Annotated in this window: 17 protein-coding genes; 14 read left to right on the forward strand and 3 right to left on the reverse strand. The window is 66.4% G+C overall.

Going from position 1 to position 20,848, the window contains the following annotated elements:
• A partial coding sequence (locus G3N58_RS28225) for a nodulation protein NfeD (RefSeq protein ID WP_206000832.1) occupies window positions 1-1,660 on the reverse strand: 1,660 nt, incomplete at its 3' end.
• An 85-nt stretch (window positions 1,661-1,745) separates the two neighbouring features.
• The gene (locus G3N58_RS28230) at window positions 1,746-2,858 is read right to left on the reverse strand and encodes an AraC family transcriptional regulator (RefSeq protein ID WP_206000833.1); all 1,113 of its coding nucleotides are present in this window, start codon (window positions 2,856-2,858) and stop codon (window positions 1,746-1,748) included.
• 275 nt (window positions 2,859-3,133) lie between these two features.
• Here G3N58_RS28230 and G3N58_RS28235 point away from each other — a divergent pair, with 275 nt between their 5' ends.
• The 14 genes from G3N58_RS28235 to G3N58_RS28300 all read left to right on the forward strand — a co-directional run bounded on the left by G3N58_RS28235 (window position 3,134) and on the right by G3N58_RS28300 (window position 18,799).
• On the forward strand, window positions 3,134-4,267 hold the full coding sequence (locus G3N58_RS28235; RefSeq protein ID WP_167041566.1) for an acyl-CoA dehydrogenase family protein: 1,134 nt from the start codon (window positions 3,134-3,136) through the stop codon (window positions 4,265-4,267).
• 236 nt (window positions 4,268-4,503) lie between these two features.
• On the forward strand, window positions 4,504-6,195 hold the full coding sequence (locus tag G3N58_RS28240; protein WP_206000834.1) for an AMP-binding protein: 1,692 nt from the start codon (window positions 4,504-4,506) through the stop codon (window positions 6,193-6,195).
• A 283-nt stretch (window positions 6,196-6,478) separates the two neighbouring features.
• Entirely contained in the window at window positions 6,479-8,032 is a 1,554-nt protein-coding gene (locus G3N58_RS28245; protein WP_167281836.1) for a CoA-acylating methylmalonate-semialdehyde dehydrogenase, read from the forward strand.
• A gap of 38 nt (window positions 8,033-8,070) precedes the next feature.
• Window positions 8,071-8,985 (forward strand): 3-hydroxyisobutyrate dehydrogenase, encoded by a 915-nt coding sequence (gene mmsB, locus G3N58_RS28250; RefSeq protein WP_206000835.1) that lies wholly within the window; start codon window positions 8,071-8,073, stop codon window positions 8,983-8,985.
• Entirely contained in the window at window positions 8,982-9,797 is an 816-nt protein-coding gene (locus G3N58_RS28255) for an enoyl-CoA hydratase (RefSeq protein WP_206000836.1), read from the forward strand. The genes mmsB and G3N58_RS28255 overlap by 4 nt, the downstream gene beginning before the upstream one ends.
• Window positions 9,798-10,135: 338 nt before the next feature.
• Window positions 10,136-10,318 (forward strand): CsbD family protein, encoded by a 183-nt coding sequence (locus tag G3N58_RS28260; protein WP_167041581.1) that lies wholly within the window; start codon window positions 10,136-10,138, stop codon window positions 10,316-10,318.
• A gap of 248 nt (window positions 10,319-10,566) precedes the next feature.
• Window positions 10,567-11,652, forward strand: coding sequence for an AI-2E family transporter (locus G3N58_RS28265; RefSeq protein ID WP_206000837.1), 1,086 nt, complete (start codon window positions 10,567-10,569; stop codon window positions 11,650-11,652).
• 73 nt (window positions 11,653-11,725) lie between these two features.
• Window positions 11,726-12,637 (forward strand): LysR family transcriptional regulator, encoded by a 912-nt coding sequence (locus G3N58_RS28270; RefSeq protein ID WP_167041587.1) that lies wholly within the window; start codon window positions 11,726-11,728, stop codon window positions 12,635-12,637.
• A gap of 194 nt (window positions 12,638-12,831) precedes the next feature.
• Entirely contained in the window at window positions 12,832-13,746 is a 915-nt protein-coding gene (locus G3N58_RS28275) for an SMP-30/gluconolactonase/LRE family protein (RefSeq protein WP_167041590.1), read from the forward strand.
• Window positions 13,747-13,896: 150 nt separating this feature from the next.
• Window positions 13,897-14,691, forward strand: a complete 795-nt coding sequence (locus G3N58_RS28280) for an SDR family NAD(P)-dependent oxidoreductase (protein WP_345889835.1) — start codon at window positions 13,897-13,899, stop codon at window positions 14,689-14,691.
• Between the two features lie 109 nt (window positions 14,692-14,800).
• Complete coding sequence (locus G3N58_RS28285) at window positions 14,801-16,186, forward strand: MFS transporter (protein WP_206000838.1); 1,386 nt, start codon at window positions 14,801-14,803, stop codon at window positions 16,184-16,186.
• Between the two features lie 51 nt (window positions 16,187-16,237).
• Window positions 16,238-17,170: a 3-keto-5-aminohexanoate cleavage protein gene (locus tag G3N58_RS28290; protein ID WP_167041599.1), complete on the forward strand. Its 933-nt coding sequence runs from the start codon at window positions 16,238-16,240 to the stop codon at window positions 17,168-17,170.
• A gap of 123 nt (window positions 17,171-17,293) precedes the next feature.
• Complete coding sequence (locus tag G3N58_RS28295) at window positions 17,294-17,836, forward strand: carboxymuconolactone decarboxylase family protein (RefSeq protein ID WP_205989686.1); 543 nt, start codon at window positions 17,294-17,296, stop codon at window positions 17,834-17,836.
• A 96-nt stretch (window positions 17,837-17,932) separates the two neighbouring features.
• Window positions 17,933-18,799 (forward strand): helix-turn-helix transcriptional regulator, encoded by an 867-nt coding sequence (locus tag G3N58_RS28300; protein WP_206000839.1) that lies wholly within the window; start codon window positions 17,933-17,935, stop codon window positions 18,797-18,799.
• Window positions 18,800-18,946: 147 nt separating this feature from the next.
• Here G3N58_RS28300 and G3N58_RS28305 read toward each other — a convergent pair whose 3' ends face one another.
• A complete protein-coding gene (locus G3N58_RS28305) occupies window positions 18,947-20,536 on the reverse strand; it encodes a DHA2 family efflux MFS transporter permease subunit (RefSeq protein WP_167041608.1) in 1,590 nt (529 codons plus the stop codon).
• Between the last annotated feature and the right edge of the window lie 312 nt (window positions 20,537-20,848).

Raw genomic sequence — 20,848 nt, forward strand, 5'->3', positions numbered from 1 at the left:
CGGCCAGCGTGCCGCCCGCTGGGTGCTCGGGCAGCAAGCCGCCGTCCAGCACCACGCCGATACAGCCGATCAGCGCCTCGGCGCCCGTCACGACCGGGCGCCGCCGCGCGCGCAGCGCGAGCCGCGACACGCCGAGCACGAACGCGGCGCTGAATACGACCACCGCCGCGATCAGCGGCAAGGGGATGCCGTAGCCGGGCACGTCGGTATCGATCAGCATCATCGCGCCGATCACGAACGCGACCACGCCGCCGAAGCCGAGCGAGCCGAAGGTCGGCAAAAACGCCTCGCCGATCAGGAACGCGATGCCGAGAAACACGAGCCCGAGGCCGACGTAGCTGACGGGCAGCATCTGCATCGCGAACAGGCCGAGCAGCAGGCTGATCGCGCCGACCACGCCGGGCAGCACGAAGCTCGGATTGGCGAATTCGAAGAACAGGCCGTACATGCCGAGCATGAGCAGGATCAGCGCGACGCTCGGGTCGGTGATCACGGCGAGAAAGCGGTTGCGCCAGTCGGGTTCGAGCACGACGAGCGGCGCGTGGGCGGTGTGCAGCGTGATGCTGCCGCCCGTCGTCGCGACGGTGCGGCCGTTCAGCTGGCGCAGCAGGTCGGGCACGTCGCGCGCGACGACGTCGACGACGTGCTGCGCGAGCGCTTCCTCGTCGGACAGGCTCACGGCTTCGCGGACCGCGCGCTCGGCCCAGTCGGCGTTGCGCCCGCGCATCTGCGCGAGGCCGCGGATGTAGGCGGCCGCGTCGTGGACCTGCTTGCGCAGTTCGGTCGATTGGGTGTCGAGGGGGAGTGCGCTCGCGGCGGGCGATGGTGGTGTCGCGGCAGGCTCGGCTGCGGCTGCGGCGGTGGCGGGCGCCGATGCGCCTGAGGTGCCTGATGAACCCGATGCCAGGGGGCCGGACGCTGACGGACCGGACGCACTGCCTGACAAGGCGCGCATGTCCGGCAATCCCGGCGTACCCGGTGTTCCCGGCGTACCCGGTAAAGCTGGCGCGCTCGGCGCACCGCCGCCCGCGGGCGGCTCGGCCCCGCCGATCCCTATCTGGATCGGTGTCGCGGCGCCGAGGTTGGTGCCTGGCGCCATCGCCGCGATATGGCTTGCGTAGACGATATAGGTGCCGGCGCTCGCGGCCCGCGCGCCGCTCGGCGCGATGAAGGTCGCGACCGGCACCGGCGAGCCGAGGATCGCCTTGATGATCTGCCGCATCGACGTATCGAGCCCGCCCGGCGTATCGAGTTGCAGCACCGCGAGTTGCGCGCGCTGATTCGCGGCGCGTTGCAGGCCGCGCACGATGAAATCGGCGCTGGCCGGCCCGATCGCGCCGTTCACCGGAATCACGACGACGCTGTTCGCGGTGGCCGCCGCGTCAGGGGCGGCATGGGCCGTTTGCACCAGCGCGAAGCCTTCGCGCGCCGAAAATCCGGCCGCGAGCCCGGACGTCAATCCGGCCGCGAACCTGGCGGTGGGGCCGGCGGTGAATCCGGATGCCAGCCCAATCGCCAAGGCCAACGCCAACGCGAACCCCACCGGCAACAGCACCCCGCGCGCGCCGATGGTGCGCATCAACCGGCGCGCCGCACCGCCGCGGATAAGCGGCCTGCGCGAACCGGACTGCCGGAGCGGAAAACGCGTGGACGTGTTCATCGCCGACGGCCACCGCGCCCGCCGCTTAAGTCCGGCGAGCGCGGGCCGATACCTCGATCAAGGCTGGCCTGTTGCCTCTTAAAGCTTAGTCCGATTCCGCGCGGCGCGTGAGGCGCGTGAGGCCGGCACCGCTTGCCGGGCGATAGTCGGCCGGCCGCATGCCGGTCCATTTGCGGAACGCGCGATGAAACGCGCTCGGTTCCGCGAAGCCGACCGCGTTGGCGATGTCGGCGATCGTGCGGTGGGTGCGCTGCAATTCCGCGATCGCGATGTCGCGCCGCAGCGCGTCCTTGATCGATTGATACGTATAGCCTTCCTGCTTCAGATGCCGCCGCAGCGTTGCCTCGGCGACGTGCAGACGCGCGGCCATCTGGTCGGCGGCGGGCCAGTTCGCCGTCGGCAGCGCGCGCAGCGTCTTGCGCACGCGCGCGGCGAGCGAGCCGGCATTGCGGTATTTGACGATGAAGTTGCCCGGCGCATCGCGCAGAAACGCACGGGCCGAGCGCGCGGTCTGGATCACGGGCAGGTCGAGAAACGCCGGTTCGAGATCGACGTACGACTCGGGTTCGTCGAAATGCATCGACTCGCAGAACATCAGCCTGTATTCGTGAGCGGCGGGCGGCGCGGCGCAGCGAAAGCGCGCTTCGAGCAGCGGAATGCGCCGTCCGACGAGCCAGCACACGAGGCCGTACACGAGGATGAAATACGTGGCGTACGCGAACATCGCCGGTGCGGGCGCGCCGGGTCGTTCGACGAATTTCAGCCTCACGCGCTGACGCGTGTCCCGCAGTGAGCCCGTTCCGGGCGCTGCTTCAACCTTCGTTGCGGCACCCGTTTCGGCATTCGTTTCGATGACCGCACCGAGGTCGTCGAGCACGAGCCGCATGAAGCCGACCGCGCGCGCGAGCGCCTGCGCGCCGTTGCGTGCGCCGAGCGCCATCTGCGTCATCGCGACGAAGCTGCCGCTTTTCATCGGATGCGAGTCCTGGCCGAAGAATTCGTCGTCGAGGGCGCGCGCGATGCCGGTCCAGAGCGCACCGTATTGCGCCGACGACACGCGGCTTTTCGGCGACGCGAGCATCGGCGCGGCGATGCCGGCCGCCTCGGCAAGAGGCAGCGCATCGAAGCCGCGCGCCCTCGCGAGCGCGAGCGTTTCCTCGACGAGACTGACGGAGATCGTGCCTTTGTCGCTTTTCATGGGGGGGCGGGTCGATGCCGGCCGAGCGGGGCCGAATCTGGCAAAAGCGCTCAGTGGTGCATGGTGGCGATGCGCAAAATCCCTGTAAACACGGGGCACCGCGTATGCGCATAGTAACAGTATGGCAAAAGCGCTCAACAACAATGAGCGCAGCGAGCATCGAGAGACGCGCCCGGCTTGCCTACACTACAGCGGCAAGCCATGAGCGACGGCGGGGGGCGCGAGCGGGCACCGCGAGCACTTCGAGCCTCGTTCGCACACCCCGGGACGCAGGCATGGACAGTTTCTACACCGACGAACAACGGATGATTCGCGACGCCGCGCGCGACTTCGCCACCGGTTGCCTCGCGCCGCACGCGGCGCAATGGGATCGCGACGCGCAACTGCCGGCCGGCGTCGTCGCGCAGATGGGCGAACTCGGCTTGCTCGGCATGATCGTGCCGTCCGAGTGGGGCGGCTCCTACACCGACTACGTTGCCTACGCGCTCGCGCTCGAAGAGATCGCGGCCGGCTGCGCAGCCTGCGCGACGCTGATGAGCGTGCACAACTCGGTCGGCTGCGGGCCGATCCTCAATTTCGGCAGCGCCGCGCAGAAGGAGCGCTATCTGCGCGACCTCGCGACCGGCCGTACGATCGGCGCGTTCTGCCTGACCGAGCCGCAGGCCGGCTCCGAGGCGAACAATCTGCGCACGCGCGCGGTGCCGCGCGACGGCCACTGGATTCTCAACGGCAGCAAGCAGTTCGTGACCAACGGCGCGCGCGCGAACCTCGCGATCGTGTTCGCCGTGACCGATCCGGAGCGCGGCAAGCGCGGCCTGTCCGCGTTTATCGTGCCGACCGATACGCCGGGCTTCAAGGTCGGCAAACCGGAGCACAAGCTCGGCATTCGCGCGTCCGACACCTGCCCGATTTCGCTCGACGACTGCGCGGTGCCCGCCGCGAATCTGCTCGGCGAGCCGGGCGAGGGCCTGCGCATCGCGCTGTCGAATCTCGAAGGCGGGCGCATCGGCATCGCGGCGCAGGCGGTCGGCATCGCGCGGGCCGCGTTCGACGCCGCGCGCCGCTACGCGAGCGAGCGCGAGCAGTTCGGCAAGCCGCTCCGGGACCATCAGACGATCGCCAATATGCTCGCGGACATGGCGACGCGTCTGAATGCCGCGCGCCTGCTCGTGCATCACGCGGCGCGGCTGCGCTCGGCGGGGCGGCCGTGTTTGTCGGAGGCGTCGCAGGCGAAGCTGTTCGCCTCGGAACTGGCCGAGGAAATCTGCTCGAACGCGATCCAGATTCATGGCGGCTATGGCTATCTGGAGGATTACGCGGTCGAGCGGCATTACCGCGATGCACGCATCACGCAGATTTACGAGGGGACGAGCGAAGTGCAGCGGATGGTGATCGCGAGGCATGTTTGAGCGCAAAATAGCCTGGCCGTGGGTCGTTCGCGGCGGGCATGTGGCAACCTCGGCGGCAACTACGGCAAAAAATGGAGCGCGCAGCGCGCCATGCGCGACTGCTTTGCATGGGATCGGAGTAAGCGCTGAAACGCCAACTCCGGATCGACAACTAAAGCGCTAACTCTGATCGACCGCGTTGCATGGGATCAGAATAAGCGCTGAAGCGCTAACTCAGATCGACATTGGAGACGACGATGACAGCAGCGAAAGCCTTTCTCGACGCGCGCGATCTGCTCTTGCGCCATCGGATCGACTACGAGCGCGCGTATCGCGAATTCGCCTGGCCGACGCTGGGCGAGTTCAACTGGGCGCTCGACTACTTCGACGCAATCGCGCGCAACAACGACAACCCCGCGCTGTGGATCGTCGACGATCCGTCCAGCGACGGCCTGCGCCTCTCCTATGCGCAGATGTCGGAGCGCTCCGCGCGCATGGCGAATTTCCTGCGCGGCGCCGGTGTCGGCCGTGGCGACCGCGTGCTGCTGATGCTGCCGAACCGCGTCGAACTGTGGGACGTGATGCTCGCGGCGATGAAGCTCGGCGCGATCGTGCTGCCCGCCACCACCCAGCTTTCCGCCGACGACGTGCGCGACCGCGTGCAGATCGGCGGCGCGAAGTTCGTGGTGGCCGATAGCGCCGAACTCGCCAAGTTCGACACGCTCGACGTGCCGCTCACGCGCTTCTCGGTTGGCACGCCGCGCGAAGGCTGGACCGATCTCGCCGCCGCCCGCGAGGCATCGCCGCACTTCGCGCCCGACGGCGTCACGCGCGCGAGCGATCCGCTGCTGCTGTACTTCACGTCCGGCACGACGTCGAAGCCGAAGCTCGTCGAGCACACGCACGAGAGCTACCCGGTCGGCCATCTGTCGACGATGTACTGGATCGGCCTGCAGGCGGGCGACATCCACTGGAACATCAGTTCGCCGGGCTGGGCCAAGCACGCGTGGAGCTGCTTCTTCGCGCCGTGGAACGCGCAGGCCTGCGTGTTCGTGTTCAACTTCGCGCGCTTCGTGCCGAAGGACACGCTCGATGCGCTCGTGCGCTTCAACGTGACCACGCTGTGCGCGCCGCCCACCGTGTGGCGCATGCTCGTGCAGGAGCACCTCACCGATTATCCGGTCAAGCTGCGCGAGATCGTCGGCGCGGGCGAGCCGCTCAATCCCGAGATCATCGAGCGCGTGAAGCACGCATGGGGCATCACGATTCGCGACGGCTTCGGTCAGACCGAAACCACCTGCCAGATCGGCAACTCGCCGGGGCAGCCGGTCGTGCCGGGCTCGATGGGTCGTCCGCTGCCGGGCTACACGGTCGAACTGCTCGATGCCGACGATCAGCCGGTCAGCGAGGGCGAGATCGCCTTGCCGCTCGCCAAGCGGCCGCTCGGTCTCATGACGGGCTATGCGAACAACGCGAACGCGACGGCCCAGGCGATGCGCGACGACTTCTATCGCACCTCCGATGTCGCGCTGCGCCGCGACGACGGCTACTACGTGTACGTCGGCCGCGCCGACGACGTGTTCAAATCGTCCGACTACCGGCTGAGCCCGTTCGAACTCGAAAGCGTGCTGATCGAGCACGAGGCGATCGGCGAGGCGGCCGTCGTGCCGAGCGCCGACGCCGTGAAGCTGTCGGTGCCGAAGGCGTTCGTCACCGTGCGCCAGGGCTACGTGGCCGGGCCCGAACTGGCGCGCGCGGTGTTCGCGTTCTCGCGCGAAAAGCTCGCGCCGTACAAGCGGATTCGCCGCCTGCAATTCAGCGAATTGCCGAAGACGATCTCCGGCAAGATTCGCCGCGTCGAATTGCGGCGCCGCGAAATGGAGCGTGCGGCCGAACCCGCGCGTCTGCCCGACGAGTACTGGGAAGAGGATTTTCCCGACCTGCGTTGATCGTTGGGGGCGAGTCTCCGGAGCGTCTTTGGAACGTCAGCCGGTTGATCGTGCTGTCTGTTTGCGGGGCCGCTTGTCAGCATGATTTATCAGCACGATTTGTCAGGGCGGCTCGCAGGCTCGCTGCCCGGATCGCTTCCAGACTCGCTTGCCGGCCCGCTCACAGGATTGTTTATCGGCCCTCGTGTCGCTTCGTCCGCATCCCCATGCCGACGCGAGGCCCACGCTTTTTCCTTCCCATCGCCGTCCGGCCGCCGCGCGGCCATCGCACAGGAGTTTCAGCATGAGCATCGTTGCTTCGAACGCTTCGAACGAGAGCGGCTGCGCCGCCGCCGCTGGCGCCGTCTCCACCGTCAAGCTGCTGATCGACGGCGAATTCGTCGAATCGCAGACGACCGAGTGGCGCGACATCGTCAACCCGGCGACGCAGGCGGTGCTCGCGCGCGCGCCGTTCGCGACCGTTGCCGAAGTCGATGCCGCCGTGCGCAGCGCGCAGGCCGCGTTCAGGACCTGGAAGGACACGCCGGTCGGCGCGCGCATGCGCATCATGCTCAGGTACCAGGCACTGATTCGCGAGCATATGCCGCGCATCGCGAAGACGCTTTCCGCCGAGCAGGGCAAGACGATTCCCGATGCCGAAGGCGACATCTTCCGCGGTCTCGAAGTGGTCGAACATGCCTGCTCCATCGGCACCTTGCAGCAGGGCGAATTCGTCGAGAACGTCGCGGGCGGCGTGGATACCTACACGCTGCGTCAGCCGCTCGGCGTATGCGCCGGCATCACGCCGTTCAACTTCCCGGCGATGATCCCGCTGTGGATGTTCCCGATGGCGCTCGTCTGCGGCAACACGTTCGTGCTGAAGCCGTCCGAGCAGGACCCGCTCTCGACGATGCAGCTCGTCGAACTCGCGCTCGAAGCCGGCGTGCCGAAGGGCGTGCTCAACGTCGTGCATGGCGGCAAGGAGGTGGTCGATGCGCTCTGTACGCACGAACTCGTGAAGGCGATTTCGTTCGTCGGCTCGACGGCGGTCGGCACGCACGTGTACCGCCTCGGCAGCGAGCACGGCAAGCGCGTGCAAGCGATGATGGGCGCGAAGAATCACGCGGTCGTGCTGCCCGACGCGAACCGCGAGCAGACGCTCAATGCGCTCGCGGGCGCCGCGTTCGGCGCGGCGGGGCAGCGCTGCATGGCGACTTCGGTCGCGGTGCTGGTCGGCAGCGCGCGCGAGTGGCTGCCCGAACTCGTCGCGAAGGCGCAGACGCTGAAGGTCAACGCGGGCCACGAGCCCGGCACCGACGTCGGCCCGGTGGTGTCGCGCGCGGCGAAGCAACGCATTCTCGGCTTGATTGACGCGGGCGTGAAGGAGGGCGCGACGCTCGCGCTCGACGGCCGCGATGTGCGGGTGCCCGGCTACGAGCAGGGCAACTTTATCGGCCCGACCGTGTTCAGCGACGTGACGACCGGCATGGAAATCTACCGAACCGAAATCTTCGGGCCGGTGCTCGTGGTGCTGAGCGTCGCGACGCTCGACGACGCGATCGCGCTCGTCAATGCCAATCCGTTCGGCAACGGCGTTGGCCTCTTTACGCAAAGCGGCGCGGCGGCGCGCAAATTCCAGAGCGAGATCGATATCGGCCAGGTCGGCATCAATATCCCGATTCCGGTGCCGGTGCCGTTTTTCAGCTTCACCGGCTCGCGCGGCTCGAAGCTCGGCGACCTCGGTCCGTACGGCAAGCAGGTCGTGCAGTTCTATACGCAGACCAAGACGGTCACGGCGCGCTGGTTCGACGACGACACCGTCAACGATGGCGTCAATACGACGATCCGCCTGCGCTGAGCGCGCCCGGCGCAACGCGAAAACACGGAGACGACACCATGAAAATAGGCTTTATCGGACTCGGCAACATGGGCGCGCCGATGGCGTTGAACCTGCTTAAGGCGGGCCATGCGGTGAGCGTGTTCGACCTCAGCGCGCAGGCCGTGCGCACGCTCGCCGACGCGGGCGCGCAGGCGGCCGGCTCGCCACGGGCGGCCGCGAGCGAGGCCGCCTGCGTCATCACGATGCTGCCCGCGGCGGCCCACGTGCGCAGCGTGCTCACCGCCGACGACGGCATCCTCGCCGGCATCGCACCGGGCGTGCCGATCGTCGATTCGAGCACGATCGATCCGGCCACCGTGAAAGCCTGCGCCGAACTCGCGGCGCGTCACGGCAACGCCTTCGTCGATGCGCCGGTTTCGGGCGGCACCGGCGGCGCGGCGACCGGCACGCTGACCTTTATGGTCGGTGGCAGCGCGAGCGCGTACGAGCAGGTCAAGCCGGTGCTCTCGGCGATGGGCAAGAACATCGTGCATTGCGGCGATACCGGCACGGGCCAGGTCGCGAAGATCTGCAACAACCTCGTGCTCGGCATTTCGATGGCGGGCGTCGCCGAGGCGATGTCGCTCGGCGAGGCGCTCGGCATCGATACGAAGGTGCTCGGCGGCATCATCAATACGTCGACGGGGCGTTGCTGGAGTTCGGATACGTATAACCCGATGCCGGGCGTGATCGACAGCGCGCCGTCCTCGCGCGGCTATAGCGGCGGCTTCGGCACCGACCTGATGCTGAAGGACCTCGGTCTCGCCACCGATGCGGCGCGCAGCGTGCGGCAGCCGGTCTATCTCGGCGCGCTCGCGCAGCAGCTTTATCAGACGATGAGCACCCACGGCGCGGGACGGCTGGATTTTTCGGCGGTCATCAGGCTGTATCGTCAAGATGGCCGCGAAGCGAGCGGCGGGGGCGCGCGATGATCGAACTCGACTACGCGCACGACGGCGCTGTCGCGCTGCTCACGCTCCGGCGTCCGCCCGCCAATGCGTTCACGCCCGATGGCCTGCTGCAATTGCAGCACCTCGTCGGACAATTGAACGGCGACGCGCGCGTGCGCGCGCTCGTCATCACCGGCGACGGGCCGAAATTCTTCAGCGCGGGCGCCGATCTGAACACGTTCGCCGACGGCAATCGCGAAGTCGCGCGGATCGCGGCGGCGCGCTTCGGCGCGGCGTTCGAAGCGTTGCAGAACGCGCGGCCCGTCGTGATCGCGGCGCTCAACGGCTATGCGATGGGCGGCGGGCTCGAATGCGCGCTCGCGTGCGATATCCGCATCGCCGAACAGCACGCGGTGCTGGCTTTGCCCGAGACCTCGGTCGGCCTGCTGCCGTGCGGCTGCGGCACGCAGACGCTGCCGTGGCTGGTCGGCGAGGGCTGGGCCAAGCGCATGATTCTGACCGGCGAGCGTGTCGACGCGGCGACCGCGCTGCGCATCGGTCTCGTCGAGGAAGTCGTCGAGCGGGGCGCCGCGCGTGAGGCGGCACTGGCGATGGCGCAACGCGTGACGGGTCTGAGCCCGCAGGCGGTGAGCTTCAGCAAGGCACTGATCCATCAGGCGCGCCATGGGGTGCCGCGCGCGGCGGCGCTTGCGCTCGAACGCGAGCGTTTCGTCGATCTGTTCGACGGCGCCGATCAGCGCGAAGGCGTCAATGCGTTCCTCGAAAAGCGCGCGCCGCGCTGGCAGGCGAGCGAACCGCACACTGAGGCGCACGGGTCTGCCGGCGGAGCGTGATGCGGGGCCACGGCGTGGGAGTATGACGCGGGAGCGAGCTTGATCGATCGTTGCCGATGGCGGGTTGTCCGGTGGTCGCGGCGGCTGGGTGGGCCGGAATCGAGCGGTTCCGGGTGGCGCGAAATGTCGAGCGGATGGCGCGAATCGCGTACCGTCGAGTCGGGAACGCCGCTTGCTATATCTGAGGGATTACCCGGGTAGCAATCGCATGATGCGAATCGCGGCATGCGACGAAAGCGGTTCCTGAGCCGCACGCCGAGGCGCGTCGCGAGCCGCGCACGGCGGTTCAGGCAAGGCCGCTGCCCGGGTTGCCGTTTCAATCCCACGAGGACAGCGCCATGAACAGAAATCGGGTAGAAGGTACAGCGAAGGAACTGAAGGGCTCGATCAAGGAAGCGATTGGCAAAATTACCGGTAATCGCGTGCAGCAGGCCGAGGGTGCGGCGGAAAAGCTTGCCGGGCGGATGCAGGCCAAGGTCGGCGAAGCGGCCGATGCGATGCTCGAACAGCTGAAGAGTTGACGTTTTCTCACGTTGCGCGGGGGTTCCCCTTGCCGTGCACCGCTGCGTGCAGACAGTGCGCAGGCGGCGGCCCGCGCGCAACTGTGCGTATGAGCACGCGCAAGACCGCGCGCAGGACCACGGACACGGCCCATGCCGCTCGTACCCGCGAACCCGTCGGTCACACGCGGCCCGCGCGCACCTGATACAGTCGGATGTCCCCGGCGCCGGTAAGGCGCCGGATCACATCGCCTATTCGAGGACGGTTCATGCTGGGATTCGATGTCGGCACGGCCAGGAAAGTCTGGACCGCGGCCCTGCTCGCGTTGCTGTTCTTCGTCATCTATGTCGCCTCGACGACGGTGCTCGTCATCATCTTCGCGGTGTTCTTCAGCTATCTGATCTATCCGATGGTCGCGCTCGTCGAGCGTGTGAGACCGCGCCGCGTGCCGCGCGTCGCCTCGATCGCGCTCGTGTTCGTCGTCGTGGTCGCGCTGCTCGCGGTGGTCGGCTCGCTGTTCGGCGTGCAGTTGCAGGATCAGGCGACGCGTCTGCTCGCGCAATTGCCCGAGCTGATGCGCACCGACGTGCCGAACCGCCTGCCGCTGCCGCATTTTCTCGAACCGCTGCGCGAGCGCATCGTCGACTTCGTGCGCAGCCAGATCGAGACCGGCTCCGACAAGGCCGTGCCGGTGGCGCGCAGCCTCGGCCTCGGCGTCGTGCATGCGGCGAGCAACCTGATCTATCTGGTGCTGATTCCGATCCTGAGCTTTCTGCTCATCAAGGACGGCGCGCACATGCGCGATGCGTTTCTCGCGCTGCTGAACCGGCGGCATCGCGCGCTGTGGAGCGATATCGTCGACGACGTGAACGTGCTGCTCTCGAAGTACGTGCGCGCGATGCTGTTTCTGTCGCTCGCGACGCTGCTGTGCTACGGCGTTGCGTTCTCGCTGCTCGGCGTGCCGTACGCGTTTCTGCTTGCGGTCAGCGCGGGCCTGCTCGAATTCGTGCCGTTCGCGGGGCCGCTCGCCGCGGTCGCGATCACGCTCGTGGTCGCGGTGTTCAGCGGCTATTCGCATCTGCTGTGGCTGGTGATTTTCATCGGCCTGTACCGGCTCTTCCAGGACTACGTGCTCAATCCCTATCTGATGAGCGAAGGGGTCGAGGTCAGTCCGTTCCTCGTGATCGTCGGCCTGCTCGCCGGCGATCAGCTCGGCGGCGTGGCGGGGATTTTTCTCGCGGTACCGGTGATCGCGATGCTGAAGATCGTGATCGGGCGGGCGCGGGTTTTCTACGCGACATCGCACGATGAAGGGGACGCCGCGCGGCGCGTGCCGGTGGAGAAGACGGATTGACGGAGCGCGGCGGGGCGCAACGGTTCTGGTATCTTGACGCGCAATCCAGTTCCGACGTACCGCTCGCTCCCTCATGGCGCTCACCTTCAATCTGAACAACCTCATCACGTTTCTCGCTGTTGCCGAAACGCTCAGTTTCCGCCGCGCGGCGGAACAGATTCACACGTCCCAGTCCGCTGTCAGCGCCCGCATCGGCCAGCTCGAAGATCGGCTTGGCGTGCGCCTGTTCCATCGAACGACGAGGCAGGTCACGCTGACCGACGAAGGGCAGCAACTGTTCGTCGTGGCCAAGACGGCGGTCGAGGACATGGAGCGGGTCGCCGAATCGTTGCGCAAGAAAGCGGCTTTGCAGAGCGGCGAACTGACGATCGCCGCCGTCCCGTCGATTGGACAGACGGTGCTGCCGACCATCATGGGCGAGTTTCATCGCCGGCATCCGGGCGTGACGCTGAAACTGCTCGACGTGGATTCGCGGCGCTGCATCGAGATGATGGAAGCGGGCGTGGTCGATCTGGCGATCGTCTCGGATCTCGAAGACCGTCACCACACGGTTTTCGAGCCGCTCTTCTGGGACGAATGTTTCCTCGTCGTGCCGCGAACGCATCCGCTCGGCGAGCGGCGCAGCATTTCCCTGCGCGAAGCCGCGCAATACCCCCTGATGGCGAGTCCCAGGGGGACGACCCTATGGCAGATCATCGAGCGTGCGTTTGCGGCGTGCGGCGCCACGCCCGTCGCGCATCAGGAAACCTGGAACATGTCGACTCTCGTGCGGCTGGTCGAAGAGGGTTTCGGCATGGGCATCGTGCCCGAGATCTGTCTCGGCAAGCTCGACGTGTCGCGCTGCACGGTCCTGTCGCTGGAAGAGCGCGTGGGCCGCATGATCGGCGTGGCGCGCCTGACGGATCGCTCGGAAACGCCCAGCAGCGCGGCGTTTCGCCAGTTGCTCGGCGAACGGACGCCGCCGCTGCGGGCGGCGCGCCCGTAGCAAGCATCGCTGGGGTTGCGTCGTCGGCTCCGCGCCGATTGTGCGCCGATTGATCGGATTTCAGCATCAATCGATAAGAAACGAGCGATTGTGGGCGCTTCACGCTGTCGACATAATCGCTTCAACAAGGTCGGCTAGCGCGTTGCCGTAGCGGCCGCAGATCAAGAATACGAAACTGCTGGAGACACATTGCCATGTATGCAGAGCCGAGGCGTATCAAGACGGAAGTGTTCGCGAGGTTGCCCGACGAATTCAGGCAGCCGCAGGCCTCGTCGGAGTGGCACGCCCAGCAGCCGGCCGGCATGCCCGGCCATTCCCTGCTCGAAGGTCCGTCGTTCGACCGGCACGGCAACCTGTGGTGCGTCGATATCCCTTGGGGCCGCATTTTCCGCGTCAGTCCCGAAGGCCGCTTCGAGTTGATGCACACCTATGACGGCGAGCCCAACGGCCTGAAAATCCACGAGGACGGCCGGATTTTCGTCGCCGACTACAAGAACGGCATCATGCTGTTCGATCCCGTAGAAAAGACCGTGCGGCCCGTGCTGGAACGGGTTCATCTCGAACGGCTCAGGGCCGTCAACGATCTGGTGTTCGCCTCGAACGGCGATCTCTACTTTACGGATCAGGGTCTCTCGGGCCTGCACAATCCCAACGGACGGGTCTTCTGTCTGCGCAAGGACGGGCAGATCGATTGCCTGATGGACAACGTGCCGAGTCCCAACGGACTGGTGCTGAACCGCGAGGAGTCGGCGCTCTATGTCGCCGTCACGCGGGCGAATGCCATCTGGCGCATTCCGTTGTTGCGCGGCGGCCGGACAGCCAAGGTCGGGTGTTTCATCCAGATGTCCGGCGGCGGCGGCCCGGACGGGCTCGCGCTCGACGAGGACGGCAATCTGGCGGTCGCGCATGTCGGTATCGGCGCGGTGTGGCTGTTCTCGGCGCGCGGCGAGCCGATGTACCGGATTCAGTCCGAGATCGGCTATCACACGACCAACGTCGCCTACGGCGGCGCCGAGCGCAAGACGCTGTTCATTACGGAATCGGAAAGCGGCACGATTCTGACGGCGGCCATGCCGGTGGCAGGGCGTCGGATGTACTCCGGCGTTTGAGCGCCGACTCGGGACCCTGGGCTTAGTCAGGGTCGACGCCGGCATCGGGAAGCAGGAATTTAAGTTAGTTATCCATATAAGTTGGACGGCAGCGGTGCTGCACGCGATGTCCACGATATGGCGGATGACCATGAAGAACGGAGAAAAGGCGTGCTGAGATTCGAGAACAAGGTGGCAATCGTGAGCGGCTGCGGTTCCTCGTTGCCAGGCTGGGGAACGGGTAAGGCGATTGCCGCGGTGCTGGCGCGCCAAGGTGCCCAGGTGGTGGGGCTCGATGTGAACGAAGAGGCGCTGGCCGACACGCGCGCCGTTATCGAAGGCGAGGGCGGCAAGCTGAAGGCCATGCTATGCGACGTGACGGACCCGCGCAGCATCGACCAGGTCGTGCGTCAGACGCTCGACGCCTACGGCCGCATCGACGTGCTCGTGAACAACGTCGGCGTGTCCGCGCCGGGCAACGTGGTCGATATGAGCGAAGAGCTGTGGGACCGGCAATTCGACATCAATCTGAAGAGCGTCTTCCTGATGTGCAAGGCGGTCCTGCCCGTGATGGACCGGCAACGCAGCGGCAACGTCGTCAACGTCTCGTCGCTCTCGGCGTTGCGCTACAGCGGCAAGCCGCAGATCGCCTACTCGTCGAGCAAGGCGGCGCTGATCCAGTTCACGCGGATGGCCGCCTTGATGCACGGCGAAAACAATGTGCGCCTGAACTGCGTCATTCCGGGGCTGATTACCACGCCGCTGGTCCAGCGCCTCGCCGACCAGTTCGGCGGCGGCGATTACGAAGCCTATCTCAAGCGCCGCAACGCACAGGTTCCGCTGGCCCAGGAAGGGGACGCCTGGGATGTCGCCAACGCGACGGCATTTCTGGCGTCCGACGAGGCGCGCTATATCACGGCGACAGAAATTCTGGTCGACGGGGGCTCGGCCTCGACCATGCGTTAGCCACGAGCAGAAGCAACACACACGCACCGTACACGCAACGCACACGCAATGCCCCTACAGCGACACGACAAGAATCGCTGACACATGCCAATCATGATCGGAGACAGACATGCAACCCACCGCGTACGCGGCTAACCGGCTTGACCGCCTGCCTTTGAGCGGTTTTCACTGGCGTCTTCTGTGCATCATCGGCTTCGGCCTGTTCCTCGAGTTTTTCGATCTGTACACCGGCGGCGCGATTGTCGGCGTATTGCTCAAGCAGGGATGGTCGACGCTGCAGCTCAATGCGCTGTTCGGCACGCTGACGTTCGCCGGCCTGACCGTCGGCGCGCTGCTGGCGGGGATCATCGGCGACCGCTACGGGCGGCGCGTCGCCTATCAGATCAATCTCGTCGTCTTCGGTATCGCGTCGTTTGCGGCGGCGGTCGCGCCGAACATGTACTGGCTCAGCGCGATCCGTTTCGTCATGGGGCTCGGCATCGGCGCCGAGGCGGTCATCTCGTACGGGATGCTCGGGGAATTCGTGCCGCCGGGCTATCGCGGTCGCATGCTGGCCTTTCTGTCGGTGTTCGGCAACTCGGCGGTGTTTGTCGGCTCGCTCGTGAATCTCTGGGTCATTCCGCATTTCGGCTGGCGCTACGTGTTCGTGATCGCGGGCGTTCTGGCCGTGGTGCTGTGGATCATGCGCCGCTCGATTCCCGAATCGCCGCGCTGGCTCGAAACCCAGGGCCGGATCGACGATGCAGAGGCGGTGCTGCAGCGGATCGAGCGCCGCGTGGCGCGCGGCGGCGAACTGCCTGCCTATGCGCGCGAACTGCCCGCGCCGGCGCCGCAGGTTTCCATCGGCGTATTGTTCGCGCCGCCGATCCTCGGGCGCACGCTGGTCGGCTCGGCGATCCTCGTGTGCATCGGCTTCAGCATCTACGGCCTGATCAACTGGCTGCCGACGTTCTTCATTCAGCAGGGCTTCGACATCGTCAAGTCGCTGACGTGGACCACGGTCATCACGCTGGGCGGCCCGGTGGGCTCGCTGCTCGGCGTCGCGGTGTCGGACCGGGTGGGCCGTCGTCCCGCGATCATTACGTCGTGTCTCGTGACCGCGGTGTGCGGCCTGATCTATCAGCAGGTCGACTCGGCGTATGCGCTGATGGGCGTCGGCTTTCTGCTCGTCTGCTCCATCTACGTGCTGGTGGCGGTCGGGCAAGGGGCTTACGTGCCGGAACTGTTCTCGACGTCCTATCGCCTGCGCGGCACCGGCGTTTGCATGACGGCGGGACGGCTGGCCAGCGCGGGATGCCAGTTCTTCATCCTGTGGCTGTTCACGACGGGCGGGGTGCTGATGGTGGTCGGTTCGGTGGTCGCCGCGCAGTTGCTGCTCGCGTTCGCGGTGTGGGCCATCCGGATCGAGACGCGCGGCAAGCGGCTCGAGGAACTCGATTCGGGCGTGCGTGGCGGCGCGCTCACGGACAGTCACTCCTACAGCCGCGGTCAATAACACTGACGGGCGTATCGCGCATGATGCGTCCGCTTATCCCCTGGAGGTCACATGGGTTCATCACGCAAGGTCATCATTACCTGCGCCGTGACTGGCGCGATTCATACGCCCACGATGTCGCCGCATCTGCCGGTCACGCCCGACGAGGTCGCGCAGGCGTCGATCGGCGCCGCCGAAGCCGGCGCGGCGGTCATTCATCTTCACGCCCGCGACCCGCATGACGGCCGTCCGACGCAGGACCCGGCCGCTTTCGCCGAGTTTCTGCCGCGCATCAAGAGCGCGACCGATGCCGTCATCAACCTGACCACGGGCGGCAGTCCGCATATGACGGTCGAAGAGCGCCTGCGTCCGGCCACGCACTATCGGCCCGAACTCGCCTCGCTCAATATGGGCTCGATGAACTTCGGGCTCTATCCGATGCTGGATCGTTTCAAGGAATTTGCCCACGCGTGGGAGCGCGAGCATCTGGAGCGCAGCCGGGACCTGGTGTTCAAGAACACGTTTGCCGATATCGAGTTCATTCTCAAGACATGCGGCGATAACGGCACGCGCTTCGAATTCGAGTGCTACGACACGTCGCACCTGTACAACCTCGCGCATTTCGTCGACCGCAAACTGGCGACGCCGCCGTTCTTCGTGCAGACGGTCTTCGGCCTGCTCGGCGGGATCGGACCGCATCCCGAGGACCTGGCGCATATGAAGCGGACCGCAGACCGGCTGTTCGGCACCGACTTCGTATGGTCGGTTCTGGGCGCGGGACGCCATCAGATGCCGCTTGCTTCGATGGGCGCGGCGCAGGGCGGCAACGTACGGGTGGGACTGGAAGACTCGCTCTGGATCGCGCCCGGCGAACTGGCGCAAACCAATGCCGCCCAGGTCCGCAAGATCCGGCAGATACTCGAAGGCTTGTCGCTCGAGGTCGCCACGCCCGCCGAGGCGCGAGCGATGCTGGGCCTGAAAGGCGCGCAGAACGTCAACTTCTGACGAGGCTCGCGCCGGGCGGCCGTCAACCAGAATATGAGCCGAAAGCAAGCCGCAAGCCGATGTCGTCGGAGCATGACAGCGGTGGTCGATAGCGGCTTTTCCCCACCTCTACCGGAGTTCAGTATGGCTAACATTACGTATGTACCGATCGATCTCGCCGAACCCAGGGAGATCGTCGACGCGGTTCGCGCACGCCGCGGCGGAACGCTGTCGCATCTCGACCGCATTCTGCTGCATAGTCCGAACCTCGCGCAGGGATGGAACACCTACCTCGGTGCCGTGCGGCAGCGGCTGTCCATCGATGCCAGGTTGCGTGAAATCATTATTTGCTGCGTCGCTTCACTGAACGACGCGGAGTACGAGTTTTATCACCACGCGCCGGAATTGCTGAAGGCGGGCGGAACGCAGCAGCAGGTGGATGCGTTGCGCAACGTCGAGGCCGCGGTGGCCGACGAGCATCTTTTCAGCGCAAGCGAACGCGCGGCGATCCGGTTGACGCTTGAAATGACGCGTGACGTCAAGGTCAGGCCCGACACGCTGGCACAGGCGCGAGCGGCGCTGGGTAGCGATCAGGCGATCGTCGAGGCGATTGCGACGGCTGCCGCGTACAACATGGTTTCCCGCATGATCGTCGCCTGCGGCATCGAGCCGGAGTCGGGGCATTGAGTTTTTCGGCGGCCCGCCGCCACAGCCTGGCGGGCCGGTCTCGCGCGCATGCTAATCTTGCTCACTTTGCAGAAGTCATACGGCAGAGCAGATAGCATGATGGAAGCCTTCGATCCGGACGGCATCGGGCAAGCGGTCTTCGTGGTCGGCGAGCGCCACGAGATGCTGGACGAACCCTGGCGCGCGCATCGGCGCGCCACGCTGATTCACGTGAACGACGGTGTGCTGACGGTGCGCACCGAAGCCGGCCGTTGGGTCGTGCCGCCCGGGCGCGCGCTGTGGATTGCCGCGGATACGCGGCATTGCCTGTGCGCGGCGCGTCCCGTGGAACTGCATGTGCTTTATGTCGCGCCGGATTGCGCGGCGGACCGCACGGCGTTTTCCGCTAGCGAGGATGCGCCGCCGTTCGGGTTCGCATCCGCGTCTTTATCCGCGCGTTTCTCCATTTCATCGCCCGCTTCGCAGCCGACCTCTACGCCATGGCCCGCGCAAACCGGCGCGCTCGTTCCGGATGCGCTCGTGCAGGCGCTGCTCGCCGTCGCGGCCGGTTTGCCGCACGATGTGCCACTCGACGAACCCGCGCGCCGCCTTCTGCACGTGCTGCTGGACCGCCTCGCGGTCTTGCCCGCGGCGCCGCTTGGTTTGACCTGGCCGCGCGATCCGCGCGCGCAGCGGATCGCCGATGCGCTCAGCGCCGATCCGGCGCAATCGCTGATACTTGAGGAACTCGCCGCGGCTGCGGGCGTGACGGCCCGCACGGCCGCGCGTCTGTTCGCGAAGGAAACCGGGCAGACCTTCGGGCAATGGCGCCAGCAACTGCGCCTGCTGGCCGCGCTCGAACATCTCGGCGCCGGCGAAAGCGTCACGCAGGTGGCGCTCGCAGTCGGCTATAGCGATGTGTCGTCGTTTATTGCCGTGTTTCGCGAGGCGTTCGGCGATACGCCGGCGCGGTATTTTCGCTGATGCGGCGTTGCTGCCGCTGCGTTGTCGAGTTTGCTGTCTGGTGCTGAGTGCTGAGTGCTGAGTGCCGAGTGCCGAGTGCCGAGTGCCGGGCAACGAGTCGCCTCGCATCGCTCACCCCCCGCGCACCATTCCCGCCGCTCCCTCGACTCAATGCGCTCCCGCCGCACCCGGCCCGCCGCCGCCTTTCACCGGCCGCGTGATCCAGATCAGTGGAATGATCAGCACGAAAATAATCGCCGAGATAAGGAAGATGTCGTTCAGGCCCATCATCGCCGCCTGCGTGTTGACCGTGAAATCGAACAGCGCATTCGCCGACTGCGCGTTCAGATGCAGCAGCGCTTGCGTCGTGTCGATCTGCTGCGCGAACACGGGGTTGCCGATCGACGCCTGCTCCGTGAGCCGCACATGATGGAGCACCGTGCGGTTGTTCCAGGCCGTGCCCGCGAGCGACGTGCCCACCGCGCCGCAAAACACGCGCACGAAATTCGACAGACCCGCCGCCGCCGGAATCCGGCTCGGCGGCTGGCCCGACAGGATGATCGCCGTGAGCGGCACGAAGAACATCGCCATCGGAATGCCTTGCAGCAGCGTCGGCAGCACGAGATGCCACGTGTCGATTTCGATCACGTATTTCGAGCGCATGTAGAACACGATTGCGAAGCCGACGAACGCGAGCGTCGAGATCACGCGCGCGTCCGAGCGCGGCAGCACGCGGCCCATGACCGGCGCGAGAATCACCGCGAACACGCCGAGCGGCGCGGTGACGAGGCCGGCGTCGACCGAGCGGTAGTTCAGATACTCCTGCATCCATTGCGGCAGCAGCACGAGATTGCCGAAGAACACGCCGTACGCGACTGAAATCGCGATCGTGCCGCCGAGAAAATTGCGCTGCCGGAACAGCCGCAGATCGACGATCGGGTTCTCCTCGGTCAACTCCCACACAAGGAAAAACGCGAAGCTGATCAGCGCGACGAGGCCGAGCGTCGCGATCACCGGCGACGAGAACCAGTCGAGGTCCTTGCCCTTGTCGAGCATGATCTGCAGCGACGCGACCCACGTAATCAGGAGGCCGAGGCCGATCACGTCGATCGGCGGCTTGCGCGTGGGCGATTCGCGGGTGCGGTAGATCATCCACGTGACGCCGCCCGCGAACAGGCCGACCGGAATGTTGATGTAGAAGATCCACGACCAGCTGTAGCTATCCGTGATCCAGCCGCCGAGCGCCGGGCCCGCGATCGGGCCGACGGTCGCGGTCATCGCCCACAGCGCGAGCGCGGTCGAGGCTTTCTCCTTCGGATACGAGCCGAGCAGGATCGCCTGCGAGAGCGGAATCAGCGGACCGGCCACCGCGCCCTGGAAAATCCGCGCGATCAGCAGGACCGGCAGTGTCGGTGCGATGCCGCACAGCCACGAGGCGAGCGTGAACGCGAGGATCGCGCCGACGAACAGCTTGACCTGGCCGATGCGCTGCGTGAGCCAGCCGGTCAGCGGAATCGACACGGCATTGGCGGCCGCGAATACGGTGATGACCCACGTGCCTTCGTCGACCGAGACGCCGAGATTGCCTGAAATCGTCGGGATCGCGACGTTCGCGATCGAGGTGTCGAGCACGTTCATGAACGTGGCGAGGGCGACCGCGAAGGTCGCCAGCACGAGTTTGCCGCCTTCGAGGGGCGGCGGCGGTGCGGGAGGCGGTGGAGGCGGCGCGGAAGCGGGCGCGTCGTTGGGCTGGGTCAAGCGGTTTCTCCGGATACGGTGCGGCCAGTGAGGCGGACGGACCGCGTCTGCGCGTTGCGCCGATGATGTGCCGCGCGAGAGTGGGCGGCGGGTCCGTCGGGTACTCGTCGGAGCATACCTGTATTCGGGTTGAGGCGTCGGCGAGGCGGGCGGTGCAGGGCTGACCGGCGAGACCGGCCCATGGTGGCGAGTGTCGTTGCCTCGGGGCGACGGAGCGATTCACTGTCGGGAATGCCTTTCTCCAGAAATTTCAGGATTTCTCACAATCCCGGCCATCGAAGGATCGTTGTCGCGGGCATGGATGTGCTGCGC

It is taken from the genome of Paraburkholderia sp. Ac-20342 (genome assembly GCF_017104985.1).
Taxonomy (GTDB): Bacteria; Pseudomonadota; Gammaproteobacteria; order Burkholderiales; family Burkholderiaceae; genus Paraburkholderia.